Here is a 16,297-nt window from a genome sequence, read left to right as displayed (position 1 = left end):
CCGCCTCCTGTAGGATCGAGCGCCACCTTAAGGTGGCTCCGAAGGCCGCTCGCGAGCGGCCCGTAAATCAGCCGCTTTTAGCGGCTCACACATCGAAACCCCCCGGCTTTGCCGGGGGATTGTTAGTTAGGGCAGGCGGCGAGTTCAAACTAGGGCACCCCGTCCCGCTCTTCATGGCGGCTAGTCCTCCGGCGGCCCCGTGACGACGGGCATGACATCGATCCCGTCGCCGGGGAAGACGGTGATGTGCGGGTGGTCCTGGAAGAGGCCGGCGGCGGCGGCGATGTCGGCGGCTTCGACGATGACAAAGCCAGCGATCTGGTTCTGCGCATCGGCGATGCCGGACTTGGTGACGCGCTTGGTCTTGCCGACCATGACGTCGGTCGCGACGATCGCGGCGGCGTTGCGCTTACGCCACTCCTCCCACGCCTTCAGGCCGACCTTATCGATCGCCTCCTGCTCGGACTTGGGGCGCGCGCGGAAGGCGGCGATGTCTTCCGGCTTCATGGTGTAGACGGCGAGAAAGCGGGGCATGGGGCGCTCCGGCGTTGGGTTGTGCCTCAAGCATAGGCGCGGGCGCGGCGGGAGCCAGCGCTTCGTCGCCTGGAGCCGACCGCGCCGGCCCTGCTCACGCCGGCTTGTTGTTCCGCGCTCTTTTTCCGCTGTCGCGTCGCGCGGCTCGCGGCGGCGGCGTTCGCGCGGTCGAGCGCGTCTTGCAGGGGGGCGATGAGCGCCTTGCATTCGAGGCGCGTCTCCGCGTCGCCGTTCATGGCGCGGTATTCGACGTATTTTCGCAGGCGGGCGACCACGTCGAGCCATTCGGCCTCGGCGTCTTTGCCGTGCGTGACGCGCTCGAGCTCACCGCGGAGGAGGCCAAGGCCATCCGGATCGCAGTGCGCAAGCTCAAACGCACCTTCGGCAGCTTCAACCGTCTCGCCGCCATGAAGCGGGCACGGTCCGCCGCATCGCGTGCCACACCGGGATAGGGGCGAATCAGCGGGATTTCGACCCGAGCCGGGTGCGGTGGCGGTCCCGCAGGGGCGGGGTGCGGAGCGGCGGGGGCGGCGAGCGCCATGGGCTTGACCTATACGACCGGGAGGAGTGAGGGCAGAGTACCTCCAGGATATCGCTTGATGCGCCGCCAATACTTGCTCATCGCGTGGGTGCTCGGCTTCGGCTGCGCATCCCCACCGGCACCTTCGTCGCCGCCACCATCCACCGCAGCCGCGCCCGAAGTCCCAATCACGCCGACGCCGACGCCGACGTCGACGTCGACGACGTCGCCGACGCCGACGCCGCCCACCACAGCCGCGATCAAGATCCCGATCACGCTCGGATGGCGCCGGCTGACCCCATCAGGGATCGACTTGTTTCAGAAGCTCCAGAGCGGTGAGATCCGGCTCGGCATGACGCGCGAAGAGATCGTCCGCGTCTTGGAGCACGATCCGACGAGCACCGAGACCGATAGCGACGGGGACTGGCACTTCCATGCGATGGTCAACGGGCTTCGAGGCGATTGGAACTTCGACATCACGTACGGCTGTCTCTCGCGCCTGTCCTTCGAGGAGTACCGCGCCGTCGACAAGAACACGCTGGGCGGAGCGTCACCGGACGATCACGAGCAAGCGACGCGCGAAGTCGCCGCCAAGGCGCACGCGACGATGAACGATCTGACGCTCCTCTTCGGCGCGCCTATCCGCGTTCGCAAGGGCGGACGCGTGCACAAAAACGACACGAACGCGGTTGCCTCGCGCTACCTGCTCGACGCGCGATGGTCCACGCCATCGCAAAGGGTCAAGCTTTCTTCGATGACCGATTGGGGGAAAGGCGAGCTCTCGATCGTCACGCGGATCCTGATCGCGCCGCTCGCGGCGACCGAGGACGACGACTGACGGCCGCATTGCCGCCCCTTCCCACGCCCGGTGCGCGTCCGCGGGCGTGCAGGTTGCATCGCGCCCACGCCGAGGGTACCACCTCGAAGAGGCAGACGAGCCTCCGAACCCGCACCATGGCCCTCGAAGACGACCCGAAAGCCACCCCCTCGGCCGAGCTCGCCACGACCCGCGCCGTCCCTTACCCCACGAGCCGGCTCGCTGCGCGCATCGACCTGGTCGACATGGCCCAGGAGATCGAAAAAGCCGATCAGGCGCTCGGCATGGTCGTCGGGGGCAAGCTCGAGGTCATCCGCGACCAGATGCGCGCGCTCCAGGAAGAGGCGCGCCGCCTGCTCGACGAAGCGCGCATCTCGGCGCGCCTGCACCGCGCGCGTTGCAACTTCCGCAAGATCCCCGGCCGCGTCTACCACCTTTATCGGCGCAGCGAGGACGACCTTTATTTCTCGATGCTCTCGCCCGCAGAATGGGGCGGCTCGCCCCCGCACGCATTCGAAGGCTCTTATCGCCTCGAAGTCGACATGAGCTGGACGCCGATGAACGGCGCGAATGCCGAGCGCGACCGGACCCCCGAGGGACGCGCGCTCGTGCAGAAGCTCCTCTCGGAAGGCTGATTACTGGGTTCCGTCCGCGGCCGCGACCGCGGGCCGCCCATAAATGTGCCCGATCCGGGCAAACGATTCGACGGTATAAAGCGCGCCCGCCAGCGCCAGCACCGACGCGACCGCGAACTCAGGCCACCGAAAGCCTGCGCGCCGTTTTCCTCCGAGCGCCGCCTCCGCCGCATCGAGCGTCTTCGCCCGACGCGCGGGCGCGAGCGACGGCGCGGGCAAACCGCGGAGTTTTTCGAGGAGCGGATCGTCGTCACGGCCGTTCATCGTTTCACCTCATCCTATCACGGCGGCGTCTTTCCGCGCCGGTCCATCGAGCTTTTCGGCGAGCGCCGCGCGCGCCCGCGACAGCCTTTGCCGGAAGGCCTCGGGCTGGATCCCGAGCACCTCCGCGGCCTGCTTCGGTTCGAGCCCCTCGACCCCCACGAGCAAGAGCACCTCGCGGTGGGCCATGGGCAACGCTTCGAGCGCCTTCTCCAGCGCGACGATCTCGTCCCCCGCGTCCGGACGCGCCGATGGCCCCTCCGGCTCGGCGCCCTCCGCATCGAACGAAAGCCGCGTGAAATCCAGCGCGGCCCAGCGCCGCCACGACCGGAACTTGTTCCGGGCGATCGTGAACAGCCACGCCGCGAGATCCGTCCCGTCCGCGAGCCGTTCGGCGTGGCGGGCCACGGACACCCAGGTCTCCTGGTGCAGATCCTCGGCCACGTCGCGCCTCCGCGCGAGCCGCAGGAGGAAGCCGAAGATCCGGTCCGAGAACGACGCGTACACCACCCGCAGCGCCGCCTTGTCGCCCTTGCGGAGGCGTGCGACGAGCTCTGCTTCCTCGGCCCGGTCCATGTCGTCCCCCTCGAACACGGAACTAGCCCAGGCGTGACAGAAAAAAAATGCTGTCACGTTCGCCGCCGCCCGGTGTTCTTCGTGTCATGGGGACGGCGCCTTTCGGGTCCGCGCCGAGCCAAGGAGAACGAGCGTCATGAAAGGCTTCGATTTGTGGCAGTTTTTCGCCGAGGGCGGCTGGGGGATGTGGTCCACGCTCCTCTTCGGGCTCATCGCCGTCGGCGCCGCCGCCTGGTTCGCGCGCCGACCCGAGCCCCGACGCCTGGCCTTCACAGGCGCGATGTGGCTCACCCTCCTGACCGTCACGGCACACGCGACCTGGACGAACGTCGCCGCCGTGTGCTCGTACCTCGAAGATCCGCAGCGCGTCCCCGACGCGGAGATCGCCCGGACCCTCATCATCGGCCTCAAAGAAGCGAGCCGCCCCGGCGCGCTCGGCGGGATCTTCCTCACGCTGGTCCCGATCCTGCTCGGCGTGGGCGCGCTGCGCGGGCGCGCCTCGGATTGAGGCTCAGAGGGTGTTCCGCAGGCATCCGGACCTCACCCACCCCAACCCTCCCTCTCCACACCGTGGAGAGGGAGGGAGTTTCCGGCTCGATCCAGCGCCTTTCGCCCCCTCTCCGCCGCGCGGAGAGGGGGTCGGGGGGTGAGGTTCTGGGGCCGACGACGTCTGTGGAACACCCTCTCAGCGCGGTTCGAGCGCCCGAACCGCCCGCTCGATCTCGTCGAGCCGCGCCTTCGACGCTTCGTACCCGACCCGCCCGCGCACGGCGAGCGCCATCTCGTCGCGCAGAAAGCTCGCGGCGATCGCTCGAAAGCGCGCTACCTCCGCGGCGGCGGACGACGCACGGGAAAGCTCGTTCCCCCGGGCGATCACCTCGCGGGCCACTTCGAACGTGAACACCGGCGCGCCGCGGCCGAGCTTCGCTTCGAGCCAGTGCATCACGCTGCCCTCCCAGGGCTCGAGGTAATCGCAACGGCCCGTGCGTTCGTCGATCCTTTCCACCGGCGACGACCAATCGAGGTGGATGTCGTCGAGCGACGGATGACGCCGCTCCGGCTGCTCGCTCTTTCCGACGCAGAAATGCGTGCCTTCTTGCAAGGGCACGTCGACCTCGCGCCAGGTATCCGCGTCGGGCAGCTCGGCGCGCGGGCCCATGAACAAGGCGCGCGGCAGGAGCTTGATCGCGGGGCGGAGCTGATGCTCGAGCCCGCCCACGTACGCATCCCGCGCCACGCGTTTGCCGCGCTCCCCCATGAGCAGATCGTCGAGCCGCCTCCGCATCGCGGCCGGATTCCGGTAGACGACCTTGAACCCGGCGCTTCCGCCCCACCATTGATTGCGGATCCACTGGATCTCGCGCCAGGTCCCGAGCGTGCGATCGATGCCCTCGATGCGATGGAACAGCCGCACGAGCATGTTCACGGCCATCGGCCCGAGGCGATCGAGCGCGTCCCACGCCGTCTTCGGCGCGGGATCGCGGAACCCGAACATCAGGTTGTCCTGCGCGCCCGCCGCGCCGGCCAACCGGTCCACGAACGAGCGCACGATCGTCTCGCGGAGATCCTCGGGCAGCTCGGCGTATGGAGATTCGGCCGGCGGATCGGGGTGCATTCGGCTCATGATGACTCCATTCGGCCGGCTCCGGGGAAACCATCGCGGTCGAGCTCGTTCGTATGTATAGGTTCGGCGCCAAGCGCTCCGGCACGTCGATTGCCCAGGGGAACCCCTATCAACAAGAAGGGTCCAGACGGACCCGAGAGGGGAAACCATGGGAATCGGAAACCGGATCAAAGGCGCCGCCGAAGAGCTTGGCGGCAAGGCCAAGGAAGCCCTCGGCAACCTGACCGACGACGAGCGGCTTCGTCGTGAAGGCATCTCGGATCAGGGCCACGGACAGGGCCGGCAGGACGTCGAGAAGGCGGGCCAGCAGGTCGAGGGGACGTTCGAGAAGGCCGGCGGCCGCGTGAAGGGCGCCGCGGGCGCGCTTTCGGGCGACGAACGAAAGCAGGCCGAAGGCAAATTCGAGGAGCTGAAGGGCGAGGTTCGCCAGAAGCTCAACAAGTAAGACGTGCTGGGGCGCCGCTCCCGCCCAGCGCGCCGGGGCGGGAGCGGCGCATCCTTTTTTCGGCTTTCAGCTCGACGCTTGGTTCTCGAAGAGATCGCCAGCGTAGACGTACCAGAGCCCATTCTTGCCGCGCAGCAGCGTCTTCCGGAACGTGATCTCGTGCCGCTTTTGCAGGGCGAGGTAGAGCACCGGGAACAGGAGCGCGCCCCAGGGGCGGATCACGACGACCCCGAGCGCGGCGATCACGTTCGCCCACTGCGACCAGGCCTGGAGGGCCGCGTGGATCTCGACGACGGCCACGTCGCCGTCCTCGCGCACGATCGACGCGCGCTTCACCTTCGTGTTGCGGATGTAGCCGTGCCCGACGCGAAGGAACGTCGAGGCGTAGTCCTTCACGCCCGTCGGCGTGGCGAGCGAGAAGTCGCCGGGGCCCACGGGAAACTCGCCGAGGGACGGTTGACGCACGGTCTGGCTGCGCGCCGTGGGGGAGAGGCACGACCAGGCGTACCCTTCGCGACCCACCGCCATCGCGCGGAGGAAGCTCTTCAGCATCACGTCGGCCCCGACGACCCTGCTCCGCGGCGCGATCGAGAGGTCCACGGCGAGCAGAGCCCCGCCGAGGACGGCGAAGATCGACGTGAAGGCGAGCGAAAGGACGAACCCCTCTCCGCGCATCGGCGCGCCTCGCAGGATGCCGGCGAGCATGCCGAGGACCGCCGTCCCGCCGAAGAAGACGAGCACCATCGTGGCGATCCGCAGCCTGCTGCCCACCTCTTTGCGATCTCGCTCGACCTTCGACCTGTCATCGATGTGCTCGTTCAGCCGCTCGAGGGCCTCGGCGATCGAGGTGGTCGCGGGCGCGGGCGCGGGCGCGGGCGCGGGCTCTTTTTTCTTCTTCTTTTTCGCGCGCGCTTCCCCCGGCTTGGCCTCGGGCGGCGTGTAAGGGTTCACCTCGTCGCTCATCGCGCCCACCTAACCACGCCCCGTCGAGAGAGGCGAGCCCTTCGCGCGTTCCCTCGTCCGCTCAGCTCGGCTAGAACATCGATCGGTTTGACAACCGCTCGATGTTCTAGCCTTCTTTCGTCCCGAGGGAGACGCCTCGCGTCCCCCTCTCGTCCGGGCAAAGCCCGGCCGATTCACCCCCCGAGGCGAGCTCGCTTCGCGATCTCGCAGAGCGCCGAACTGTTCGGCGCTCTAGCATGCGGCCCGGACCGACCATGAGCCAGAACCTGGATGACGAGAGGTTTTACGTCTTCGACTGGGACGCCGTCTTCGACGTCGACGATTACCTCCACTTCTACGAGGACACCCTGCGCGCCGAACGCACGGAGCATCAGGTCGACGTCCTCGTCTCGCACCTCGGCATGACGCCCGGCATGCGCGTGCTCGACCTCGGCTGCGGCCACGGACGGCACGCCTTCGAGCTCGCGCGGCGCGGCTTCGACGTCGTCGGCATCGACCGCACCGAGGGCTTCGTCGAGCTCGCCCGCAGGGAAGCCGAGGCGTCCCGCCTCCCGATCGACTACCGCGTCGCCGATCTCCGCACGCTCGACGAGGAGGCGTCGTTCGACCGTGTCCTCTGCCTCTTCGACGTCTTCGGCCTGCACCGCGACGACGAGAACCTCGACGTCCTGCGCCGCATCACGCGCGCGCTCCGGCCCGGGGGCAAGCTCTGCCTCGACGTGCGCAACCGCGACTGGATGGTGCGCGCCCTCTTGCCCGTCACCATCCTGCAGAAGGGCCCGGATCTCATGATCGACCGGCACGTCTTCGACCCGGTCACGGGCCGCCTCGTCGATTACCGCATCCTCGTGCGAGACGGCCGCACGCGCGAGGCTCGCTTCTCCGTGCGCCTCTACCATTTCACCGAGATCCGCGCGCTGCTCGCCTCCGTCGGCCTCCACGTGACCGAGGCCTTCGGCACCTGGGACGGCGACCCGATCGGCCTCGCGCAGAACCGCATGGTGATCTTCGCCGAGAAGGACGACTGAGCCGCGCGTCACGCGCGCTTCTCGAAATGCAGCGCCTCGCCGTCGCTGGGGATGTGCACCCGCGCGGCGAGGCCTTCGGCCGCCATGCGTTTGCCGAGCGCGGCCCGCGTCGTCGGGCAATGATCGAGCGCCTCCAGGTGGTTCAAGACCACGTCTTTGGGCGCGCGCCGCGCGAGCGTGACGAGCTCGTCGACCGAGAAGAGGATGTCGCCCAGGCCGAAGTTCGCGGAGCCCGCCGGGGCGATGACGACGTCCGGCCGTAGCCGATCCAGGGCGGCGAGGAGGTCCTCGGTGAGCACGGCGTCGCTGGTCATGTAGACGCTCGGCTCCCCCGGATGCGCGAGGTGGTATCCGGAGACGGGCCCCATGAGCCACCCCGACAAACCGCGGCCGTGTTTCGCGGGGATGACCTCCACGGCCATTCCGAGCGCGCCGTCTCGCAATTCTCGCGCGTCGAGGCCTTTTCGTTTCAAGCTCGGGACGTCCTTGCGGCTTGCCCACACGGGGAGCCCGCGCGCGCGGATCCATTCCTTGCCCGCCGTATCCAGGTGATCCGGGTGCACGTGCGTGAGGATCACGCCTGTCGCCTGGTCGAGGCACGCCTTGGTTTCGGGCGGCAGCGGAACCAGCGGATTCGGGCGGCGTCCGCCTCCGAAAAACTTGAAGCCGGGCATGGAGCCGGCGTCCCCGAGCATGGGGTCGACGAGCAGTCGATGCTCGCCCAGCGTGAGGAGAAGCGTGGCGCTACGCAGGTGATGAATCTTCATGTCCACCAGGGTAGGTGTTGCAAGAACGGATGAAAGACCGCATGGATGGATTCCAGGCATCCGTTTTTGCATGGAGGCAAGCGTGGACTGGGATCTGCTCCGCACCTTCGAGACGGTCGCGCGGCTCGGCAATTTGACCGCGGCCGCGAGGGCCCTCGGCGTGAGTCAGTCGACGATCAGCAGGCAACTCGGCAAGCTGGAGGAGCACGCCGGCGCGCCGCTGCTCGTACGCGAGTCTCCCGTGCGCCTGACCGAGCGCGGCGACGCCCTGCTCGCGGCCGTCCAGCCGATGGTGGACGCCGCGCTGGTCGCGCAGTCGGCCCTCGAAGAGACGCCGAAGCTTTCCGGGGAGGTCACCTTGACGACGGTTGGTGAGCTCTTGCGCTGGGTGCTCGCCAGGGAGCTGCCCTCGTTTTACCAGGCCTATCCGAACCTGCGCCTCCGCATTCTCGCGGACAATCGAGTCAATAGCCTTGCCGCCGGCGAAGCGGACGTGGCGCTGCGGCTCGCGCGGCCTGCGCGCGGGGAGCTTTTCGCGCGCAGGCTGCACACGGAGACGTACGGCTTGTTTGCATCCGCGCTCCTTGCGCTGCATACCGACATCCCCTGGCTCGGGCTCACGGGCTCCCTCGCACACATCCCCGAGCAACGTCACGCCGCGCGTGCATTCGCGCGTCCGCCGCGCTTGCTCGTCGAGGACGTCGAATCGCTCGGGGTGGTGGTGGAAGCTGGGCTCGGCGTCGCCGTCTTGCCGCGTGGCCTCGCCGCGCGGCTCGAAGGCGTCGTGGAGGTCTCCCCGCGCTCCGTCGGCGCGCTCGACCTCGGCCCGATTCCGTCACGCGATTTCTGGATGGTCGTGCACCGCTCGAAGCAACGCGTGCCCAAGGTGCGCGCGGTCATGCAATGGCTGGGGGCGATCGACGCCTTCGACCGTCGCAGAACCTAGGGCGCGGCGTCACACGCCGGCGTGAAGTCCGCGCCGCCGAAGAATTCGTCCGCGAGCAGCCGCATCGCCTCGGCGTTCTCCGGCGGTCCGCACTTGAAGGGCCGGGAGGGCAGGGGTTTGTCGTCCAGCGCAAGGCGTTGCTCGCGGAAGAACCGGAGCGCGAGCTCGGCCGCGTACTCGCGCACGCCGCCGCGGGGCAGGAACGCGTAGAGCCTGCCGTTCATCGTCGTGTCCGTCGGCGCGTAGGGCAACAGGCATCGCCGATTGTCCTTGCAGCGCGTGACGATCCCCTCGTGCAGCGCGCCGAGCGTGCGGGTCGACCACTGCTCGTGCCACGCGTCGTTCAGGTGGAAGATCTCGTGGAACAACGTATCCCGCACGGCCTCCTCGGAGACGTTCACAGCGCCGAACAGGTTGTAGCCGATGTTCTGGTTCACCGCGAACGCGCTCGGGGCGCCGCCCTTCTCGGTGTAAAAAAATCGAAAATCGAGCGGTCGATCCCGCATCGTCACGCGTTTGCCCGTGCGGGCCTCGAGGGTCGCGAAGAAGCGCGCGTACCCGCGCATCGCCGTGAGGATCCAGACGAGGTGGTCGCGGTTCTGCCCCACGGGCCGCGCGGGCCGGAGCCGCACCTTCTGCCCGCGCCCGTCCTCGGTCTCCTCCTCGGGCAAGAGCCCCGCGAGCGAGCCCGTCTCCTCGTAGAGGTCGAGCGCGAGTTGTTTCGAGGGCGCGTTGTCGGCGTACCGCAGCGACAGCAAGCAACGCACGCGCGGCGCCTCGGCGAGCGTCTCGGGACAAGCCTCGCGGAGCTCCGTCGTGCGCAGGTGGGTCGCCAGGAAAAGGACACGCTCGGCCGCCTCGGCCCGCGCGGATTTCGGCGGCGGTGCGGGTGCGGGGGCGGACGCGGACGCGGGAGCGGAGGCGGGAGTGCCCTACGGGTCGAGCGATTCCGGACACTTGGCCACGTTCCGACGGAAACTCTGACAGATTCCGGGCGCGCGAGCGTCCGCGGGGGGCGCGTCCGCCGCGGGAGCTTCCGCCGGGGGAGCTCGGCCGGACGGGCGCGAATAGGCACTCCGGAAGCGGCGGGAAGGGCTCTTCCACGTTGCCCCGGATCGATTCCGCCTCGCGGATGTAGCCCTGCGTGGTGTCAAAATCGGCATGGCCGGCGCGCTGCTGGATCACCATGGGCCCGTCCTTCCGAAGCGCCATCCACGTGATCCCCGTCGCGCGGAGGTCGTGAAACGTGATCCGCTTGTGCGTGGCATCGGCGAGGTAGAGATCCGGCCGGTTGATCCCCGCTGCCTGTAGGCACTCGCGAAAGCTCGCCGCGGGCTTGTCGAGCGTGCCGAGGAAGATGTACCCCGTCCCGCCCTGCTCGGCGTGCATGACGCGGAGCAAAGGCACGAGGGCCGGCTCGAAGTAGAAGCGCCGAGACTTGCCGCCCTTGGGCTCCTTCTCGACCTTGCGGTAATCGTCCCACGCTCGACAGATGTTGATGATCCGCCGCTCTAGGTCGATGTCCTCCCATTTCAGCCGATCGAGCTCTGAGAAGCGCGGGAAGAGGTACACGGCGACGGCGAACAGACGGCGCCATGCAAGCGGGATCGCCTCGCATTGGACGAGGCGTAGGAACTCGTCGGGGTAGAGGTAGACCTTCGCCTTTTCGACGCCCCGATCGGGGGGCTCCACCTCGGACGCGGGGTTATCGTCACGCACGCGCAAGGCCGGGTTTTTGGAGCGGCAGGCATCCTTGAAGAGCTTTCGCACGGTGTCCCATACCCGCTTCGCGGTTTTCCAGGCGATCCGCTCGGCGTTCACCGAATCATCAAGGGACTTTACCGCCGCCTCGAGGTCTCGGCGCGTGATCCCTGCAATGGGCTTGCTCCCGATCATCGGCGAGATGTGCGCACGGATCGAGCCGCGATCACGGCTGATTGACGCATAACCGGCGCGCTCGCGTTCGTCGAGCCAGCGGTTTAGGTACTCGTCGAATGTCTCGCCCTTCGCGACGGGCGAGCCGCTGCGGCGCGTGTTCCGTTGCGCGTCGAGTATGCGGCGCGCTTCGTCGGGGTTGCTGGCCAAGTGGGCGGCCATGTCCTTCGCGCGAGCTTCGGATACGGGGGTTCCCTGAATCTCGGCGGGGAGGTGGAGCCGGACGTAGCGGCCGTCCAGAAGGATGCGAGCGACGAAATGATCGCCCTCTTTGCGCACCGATCCCGTTCGCGGACGGCCCATATTACCGGCCCTCCGCGTTGTACGGGTTGGATGGAAAAACGCTGGATCTCGACCAAAAAGGCGCTAAAAGGCCCATAGGTCAAACCTCGCTGTTGTCGGGGTTTGGCTCAGGGGTCCGTTCGGCGTGTTCAGCACCGGGCGGGCCCCGCTTTTTTGTTACTGCCCGTACAGGCGAGCACAAGCGGGGGCCGGCGTCAAGGTGCGCGTCGAGGGGGCCGGACCCGTAGGGCCTTCCTCGCCGCGTGGCTCGCCCGTCGTGGGGCTCGCGAGCCTGGGAGCTTCGTCCGCCCGTCCGCGCGTCGCGGGCGCGTCCACGGGCATCCTGGGACCGCGCGCGGGCCGCTCGCCTGCTACTCGGGCTCGGGGTCGGGCTCCGTCTCGCCGGTCCGGACGTCGCCGGACGGGCGGCGCGAACCTGCGAAGGGCTTGTCAAGCCACGCTTGGCCGACCTCGCCGAGCTCGTACTTGTGCCGCGTGTCGCTACCCTTGTTTTCGACGAATCCCTTTCTCAGCAGCCATGCCACGACGTCGTTGAATACGTCGCGGTTGCCTTTGACGTCATCGAATAGCTTCGTTTTGCTGATACCTGGACAGCGTTGCGTCGCGAGGAGAGCCTTTTTCATTGTGGGTGCCCACTGTTTCTTTTTCTCCTCCTCGGCCCGTTCCTTGGCTTCGTCCTCTGTCACCGCGACGATGTCGAGCGCCGCCCGCGGGTTGTCGCCTATCGGGATGTCGCGAAACTCGACGTAAATCGGCTCGAATGGCTCACCGTCTGAGTCTTCCGCGTCTTTGGTGAGCTCGATGCGCTTGGGCTCGCCCTTTTCGCCGGAGATCAGAAAAACGGCGCCCGCGTTGTCTCGGATAGTTGAAGAGCCGCGCAGCGCTCGCTTAGGATCGATGGCGGCATTGCTTCCGTCTCCCCCGCCCTTGCCAGTGTGGTGAATGATGACGAATCCAACATTGGCACCGGCTGCTACGCGTCGCATTAGGTGGAGAAACCGGCCTACGGTGGCCTTGTTATCGTCTTCCCCTGGGATCATCCCGAGAAACGCGTCGATGATTACCAGGTCGTAACCTCGCACATTGGCAAGCAATCGTTGCTCCGCGTCTTCGTCCGTGAGTGACATGGGAGGAAACGCGCGATAGCATAGCTGGCCCTGGACCTCCGCTCTCCAATCAATGCCCATGCCGCGGGCGAGTTTTCGATATCGCTTGAACGATGCCCGCTCGCCTTGATCTACGTCCAGGTGGAGCACGCGGAGTCTTCCGTTTGGCAAAAGCAGCTCGGAGCCCCATATCGCCCGTCCCGTGACGCATGCCAGAACGAGAGCCTGTAGGATGAGGGTTTTACCTGTTCCGCTGAATGCGACAACGATTGCCGGCCTAGCGCCGCGGCATAGCTGCAATCCACGAACGAGCCAGTCAGCATCCGATATCGGCGCCTCGAATATGTCAGCGGCCGATCGGACGGCGAATATATACCCGTCGGGCTCGGCAGGGGGCTTCGCGTCGCTCGGCTGCCGCCCTGCTACCTTGTCCAGGATCCACGGCGGCAAGGGCACGGGGGCAACCATGCCAGGGCCCGCACCGTCCCGGAACCTGTACGGGGAGCCGTCCTCGCTTGTGGACGGTTCAAGCACGACAAACGACCCGTCGCCGCGGAGGTACAGGCCACGATCCACCGGGAGCCGGCCCTTGATTGGATCTTCGGGCGCCTGGAATAGGTGCAGGGCTCCGCTGCTCGTATCAAGCCACGGAACGCCGGGCAGCTCGTGCCCTGCCTCGAGTGCATCATATATCGTGGCGGCGCCGTCTTCCGCGGGGTTGATCTCGAGGGCCACGATCCCGGACGTCGCGCCGGTAGGAAGGCCGATGTTCGCGTCCGGGCACTCCGCCCACCATTGACGGATCGTCGCCTCGTCGCACGTGGCGCGCTGGATCGCCTCGGGAAACCTCGGGTGTCGGCCCTTGCGGTCGCACGTCGGCCCGGCATCGCACGTGCAGGCGATAGCGTCCCCCTCGCCGTGTACGCCGTGCAGCGGGAAGACAGGCCACTTCCACGCCTTGGCGTAACTAAGGGCTGCGTCGAGTAGCGGGCCCATTGCGCCTCCGTGTTCCTTGGCCGCGTTGCCGTACGCCTTCGCCGCGCATCATGGCATCGCCGATCATGTCGGTCGTGATCTCCTCGGGCGCGAGCGCGCGCGCCTGGGGAGGCGGGCGGGGAGCTCGGGGCCGCGCGCCCTCCTGCGCTTCGATGAACGCGTGAGCCTCTTCCCGTAGGACGAGGATCGTCTTCCCGTCGGGCGCCTTGAAGCTCCGGAGCTTCCCTTGCACCGTGAGCCGCTCAAAGGCGCGTTCACCCCAGGGGAACGTTTTCTTGTCGTAGTACCGCGGTCCCTCGTCGCCTTTGGCCTGCTTCGCCGCTTCCTCACGCACGATCGTGACGAGCAGGGACGCGAGCGGGCGCAGGGCTTCCGCGACGTCGGGCACGGGGTCAACGGGCGGCATGCTCGGGGCCTCCCGGTTGGGCGCGCGCCGCTTGGCTCGCCTGGTAGGTCGCTACCATGTCGTCCCATTGACGCCGGGCGAGATCCAGCCGTTCGCGGACGGTCTGCCGTACGGCCTCGCCGTCGAGATACCGTAGCGCGGTCTTGTGCTCCGTTCCTGCGATGCCGGCGAGCACGTGGGCAAGCTGGGTCTTCGTGAGTAACTGCGTCATTGGCGGGGTTAAGAAGTAATCCCCGCGAAAGAAGCCGTCAAAGCTTACTTTCAAAGTAGTTCAATGAAAACATATGCTTACCTCGTGAGTAAGACTTACTCCGCCAGTAAGTCTTACTCCGCGAGTAAGCTTATTTTTTGCGCACTGATGGCTTGGGCTTTGGAAACCGCCGCGGGTCGGGGTCGGGGAACCGTTCCCTGTCGGCCTTGCTCCACAGCTTGCCGAAGTGATTGTTGAACGCTTCGAAGCGCTCGTTTTCGTCCTGGTACTTTTCGGCATACCCGAAAGCACCGACGCTGGCCGCTACCCGGGCAGCAGCACGGATCCAACCATTCGCACCCGGACCACGCTTACCCCATGTAATCTCTTTGACGCACTGATCAAATAATGTATTGTCGAGCTTGGCAAAAGCAGGATCGTAATCGGTCAGGACCGAAGTGGGAGCAAACTGGTGCACCCTTTCTGGGTCGTGCTTCGCGAAGTGCAGCCATGTCAATGCGCATTCACAGAACATCGAGAGAAAGCGCAGCTTAACGGCCTCCTTCTCGCGGGGGTTTGGGACGTCCCTCATCACGTTGAGCGCGAGCGGTATTCTGGCAAGGTCAAGACGTCGACCAGTGCGCAATGCATTCACGATATCACTAACCAGATCGTGTGCCTGACTCAATTCGTCATCCGTGACGTTTTCGGCGACAAGTGGGCGCACAGATTCATGCCATCCCCATTGCATGAGTGCGCGAATTATCTGACCCGATCTTTCATGAGCGGCGCGCACGCGTTCCCACTCCTCGGGCGTCAGCGAACTGCGTAACAGTTGGGCTACCGCGTCATCCGCGGGCGCGTCGTCGTTGTGGTCGGGGTCGGTGCTCATGGTCGAGCGCGGAGGCTACCGGCGCGCGGGTGCCGGGGTCTAGATCGGCCGAGCGCGTTCCCTGGCGCTCCCTCCGGCGTTCCCAGGCATTCCCAAGCGTTCCCAGCACGTTCCCAGGGGACGGGCGTCAAGGTCGAGTGTACATTCCCAAACATTCCCACGGGCGCGCGGTAGCTGCTCGCGTAGCGTTCCCAAGCGTTCCCAGCACGTTCCCAGGGCATTCCCATGCCTTCCCGTCGGTGCTCCCATCGGCGCTAGGCGAGCGTTCCCCGTTCCCCGCCCCTTTAGGGGCGGGAACGTGGGAACGTCTCCGCCGGGGCGCCGTCTCGGTGCGGGAAGTGAGAAGAACAGAGAGCGGGGTTACAGGTTCGGGAATCGGTGCGGCGGAGTGCCAAGGGGCGGGGTTTGGTGGCCCGGGGATGGCAGATTGCCAACACAGTGCGGGGGCTCGTCGGGCGCAAGGGAGGCGACTTTCGCGCGGCGGCCGAAGCGCGCCGGGATCGTGGTGAACGGCGGAGACGTCGCCGGGGTCGAGGGCCGGGCCGGCGTTGCCGCTCGCGTGCACGTCCCTCCTCGCCGCTCTTCTCGCCGGGCGGGTCGAGGTGATCGCCGTGGTCCTGGACGTCGAGCCCCACGTCGGCGGCATCGCCCGGGAGCTCGTCGCGGTCGAGCGCCGCGGGGTCGAGGTGGCGTCGACCTCGGGCCCGAGGGCATCGCCCTGGTCCTGCTCGTCGCTCGCGTTCCTGCCGGCCGGGGAACGCCTGGGAACGCCGGGAACGCCGGGCCTGCTCGCGAGCGTCGCCGGGGTCGAGGTCGGCGGGGTCGAGCGCGCCGGTCACCTCGAGAGGCCCGACGGCATCATCGGCGAGGTGGGGTCGAGGGTCGGGGTTACGCTCGGCCAAACCATTGCGAGGGCCGTGGATCGCGAGGGGCCTCGAACAGTGCGGGGGCTCGTCGGGCGCAAGGGAGGCGACTTTCGCGCGGCGGCCGAAGCGCGCCGGGATCGTGGTGAACGGCGGAGACGTCGCCGGGGTCGAGGGCCGGGCCGGCGTTGCCGCTCGCGTGCACGTCCCTCCTCGCCGCTCTTCTCGCCGGGCGGGTCGAGGTGATCGCCGTGGTCCTGGACGTCGAGCCCCACGTCGGCGGCATCGCCCGGGAGCTCGTCGCGGTCGAGCGCCGCGGGGTCGAGGTGGCGTCGACCTCGGGCCCGAGGGCATCGCCCTGGTCCTGCTCGTCGCTCGCGTTCCTGCCGGCCGGGGAACGCCTGGGAACGCCGGGAACGCCGGGCCTGCTCGCGAGCGTCGCCGGGGTCGAGGTCGGCGGGGTCGAGCGCGCCGGTCACCTCGAGAGGCC

General features: G+C 67.5%; 20 protein-coding genes and 1 pseudogene. 9 read left to right on the top strand and 12 right to left on the bottom strand.

What is annotated here, in order from left to right:
* Positions 1-180: 180 nt before the first annotated feature.
* Complete coding sequence (locus tag KEG38_RS53620) at positions 181-534, bottom strand: YciI family protein (RefSeq protein WP_272428853.1); 354 nt, start codon at positions 532-534, stop codon at positions 181-183.
* A gap of 107 nt (positions 535-641) precedes the next feature.
* Between KEG38_RS53620 and KEG38_RS53615 the strand changes: the two genes are divergently transcribed.
* The 3 genes from KEG38_RS53615 to KEG38_RS53605 all read left to right on the top strand — a co-directional run bounded on the left by KEG38_RS53615 (position 642) and on the right by KEG38_RS53605 (position 2,506).
* Entirely contained in the window at positions 642-986 is a 345-nt protein-coding gene (locus KEG38_RS53615) for a hypothetical protein (RefSeq protein ID WP_272428852.1), read from the top strand.
* Between the two features lie 147 nt (positions 987-1,133).
* On the top strand, positions 1,134-1,892 hold the full coding sequence (locus tag KEG38_RS53610; RefSeq protein ID WP_272428850.1) for a hypothetical protein: 759 nt from the start codon (positions 1,134-1,136) through the stop codon (positions 1,890-1,892).
* 116 nt (positions 1,893-2,008) lie between these two features.
* Positions 2,009-2,506 carry a DUF2452 domain-containing protein gene (locus KEG38_RS53605; protein WP_272428849.1) on the top strand — a complete coding sequence of 166 codons (498 nt, stop codon included), beginning with the start codon at positions 2,009-2,011 and terminating at the stop codon, positions 2,504-2,506.
* On the opposite strand, the gene KEG38_RS53600 is transcribed toward KEG38_RS53605, so the two are convergent.
* Together KEG38_RS53600 and KEG38_RS53595 are read right to left on the bottom strand one after the other, a co-directional pair.
* Positions 2,507-2,770 carry a hypothetical protein gene (locus KEG38_RS53600; protein ID WP_272428848.1) on the bottom strand — a complete coding sequence of 88 codons (264 nt, stop codon included), beginning with the start codon at positions 2,768-2,770 and terminating at the stop codon, positions 2,507-2,509. It lies immediately after the preceding gene.
* 9 nt (positions 2,771-2,779) lie between these two features.
* Entirely contained in the window at positions 2,780-3,343 is a 564-nt protein-coding gene (locus KEG38_RS53595) for an RNA polymerase sigma factor (protein ID WP_272428846.1), read from the bottom strand.
* A 136-nt stretch (positions 3,344-3,479) separates the two neighbouring features.
* Between KEG38_RS53595 and KEG38_RS53590 the strand changes: the two genes are divergently transcribed.
* Positions 3,480-3,851: a hypothetical protein gene (locus tag KEG38_RS53590; RefSeq protein ID WP_272428844.1), complete on the top strand. Its 372-nt coding sequence runs from the start codon at positions 3,480-3,482 to the stop codon at positions 3,849-3,851.
* 177 nt (positions 3,852-4,028) lie between these two features.
* On the opposite strand, the gene KEG38_RS53585 is transcribed toward KEG38_RS53590, so the two are convergent.
* A complete protein-coding gene (locus tag KEG38_RS53585) occupies positions 4,029-4,967 on the bottom strand; it encodes a hypothetical protein (protein ID WP_272428842.1) in 939 nt (312 codons plus the stop codon).
* A 148-nt stretch (positions 4,968-5,115) separates the two neighbouring features.
* Here KEG38_RS53585 and KEG38_RS53580 point away from each other — a divergent pair, with 148 nt between their 5' ends.
* A complete protein-coding gene (locus tag KEG38_RS53580) occupies positions 5,116-5,412 on the top strand; it encodes a CsbD family protein (protein WP_272428841.1) in 297 nt (98 codons plus the stop codon).
* A gap of 66 nt (positions 5,413-5,478) precedes the next feature.
* On the opposite strand, the gene KEG38_RS53575 is transcribed toward KEG38_RS53580, so the two are convergent.
* Positions 5,479-6,375 (bottom strand): hypothetical protein, encoded by an 897-nt coding sequence (locus KEG38_RS53575; RefSeq protein ID WP_272428839.1) that lies wholly within the window; start codon positions 6,373-6,375, stop codon positions 5,479-5,481.
* 254 nt (positions 6,376-6,629) lie between these two features.
* Here KEG38_RS53575 and KEG38_RS53570 point away from each other — a divergent pair, with 254 nt between their 5' ends.
* Positions 6,630-7,403 (top strand): class I SAM-dependent methyltransferase, encoded by a 774-nt coding sequence (locus tag KEG38_RS53570; RefSeq protein WP_272428837.1) that lies wholly within the window; start codon positions 6,630-6,632, stop codon positions 7,401-7,403.
* Between the two features lie 8 nt (positions 7,404-7,411).
* Here KEG38_RS53570 and KEG38_RS53565 read toward each other — a convergent pair whose 3' ends face one another.
* Complete coding sequence (locus KEG38_RS53565; RefSeq protein ID WP_272428835.1) at positions 7,412-8,170, bottom strand: MBL fold metallo-hydrolase; 759 nt, start codon at positions 8,168-8,170, stop codon at positions 7,412-7,414.
* A 70-nt stretch (positions 8,171-8,240) separates the two neighbouring features.
* On the opposite strand from KEG38_RS53565, the gene KEG38_RS53560 reads away from it, so the two are divergent.
* Positions 8,241-9,116: a LysR family transcriptional regulator gene (locus KEG38_RS53560; RefSeq protein ID WP_272428834.1), complete on the top strand. Its 876-nt coding sequence runs from the start codon at positions 8,241-8,243 to the stop codon at positions 9,114-9,116.
* Here KEG38_RS53560 and KEG38_RS53555 read toward each other — a convergent pair.
* From KEG38_RS53555 to KEG38_RS53535, 6 genes and pseudogenes are all read right to left on the bottom strand, one after another.
* The gene (locus KEG38_RS53555) at positions 9,113-9,883 is read right to left on the bottom strand and encodes a hypothetical protein (protein WP_272428832.1); all 771 of its coding nucleotides are present in this window, start codon (positions 9,881-9,883) and stop codon (positions 9,113-9,115) included. The two genes, KEG38_RS53560 and KEG38_RS53555, sit on opposite strands and share 4 nt — an antisense overlap.
* 367 nt (positions 9,884-10,250) lie before the next feature.
* Positions 10,251-11,213 (bottom strand): annotated as a pseudogene (locus KEG38_RS56335) (tyrosine-type recombinase/integrase); the annotation flags it as partial.
* Positions 11,214-11,704: 491 nt separating this feature from the next.
* Positions 11,705-13,456 (bottom strand): bifunctional DNA primase/polymerase, encoded by a 1,752-nt coding sequence (locus KEG38_RS53550; protein WP_272428831.1) that lies wholly within the window; start codon positions 13,454-13,456, stop codon positions 11,705-11,707.
* Positions 13,428-13,862 (bottom strand): hypothetical protein, encoded by a 435-nt coding sequence (locus KEG38_RS53545; protein WP_272428829.1) that lies wholly within the window; start codon positions 13,860-13,862, stop codon positions 13,428-13,430. The genes KEG38_RS53550 and KEG38_RS53545 overlap by 29 nt, the downstream gene beginning before the upstream one ends.
* The gene (locus KEG38_RS53540) at positions 13,849-14,073 is read right to left on the bottom strand and encodes a hypothetical protein (RefSeq protein ID WP_272428828.1); all 225 of its coding nucleotides are present in this window, start codon (positions 14,071-14,073) and stop codon (positions 13,849-13,851) included. Before KEG38_RS53540 ends, KEG38_RS53545 begins: the two co-directional genes overlap by 14 nt.
* A gap of 130 nt (positions 14,074-14,203) precedes the next feature.
* On the bottom strand, positions 14,204-14,944 hold the full coding sequence (locus KEG38_RS53535) for a hypothetical protein (protein ID WP_272428827.1): 741 nt from the start codon (positions 14,942-14,944) through the stop codon (positions 14,204-14,206).
* Positions 14,945-15,555: 611 nt separating this feature from the next.
* On the opposite strand from KEG38_RS53535, the gene KEG38_RS53530 reads away from it, so the two are divergent.
* A complete protein-coding gene (locus KEG38_RS53530; RefSeq protein ID WP_272428825.1) occupies positions 15,556-16,053 on the top strand; it encodes a hypothetical protein in 498 nt (165 codons plus the stop codon).
* Between the two features lie 5 nt (positions 16,054-16,058).
* On the top strand, positions 16,059-16,297 hold a 239-nt coding region (locus tag KEG38_RS53525; protein WP_272428823.1), incomplete at its 3' end, for a hypothetical protein.

It is taken from the genome of Polyangium jinanense, assembly GCF_028435265.1.
GTDB lineage: Bacteria > Myxococcota_A > Polyangia > Polyangiales > Polyangiaceae > Polyangium > Polyangium jinanense.
The sequence above is the reverse complement of the archived record's forward strand: the minus strand, read 5'-3'. Positions and strand labels throughout refer to the sequence as shown.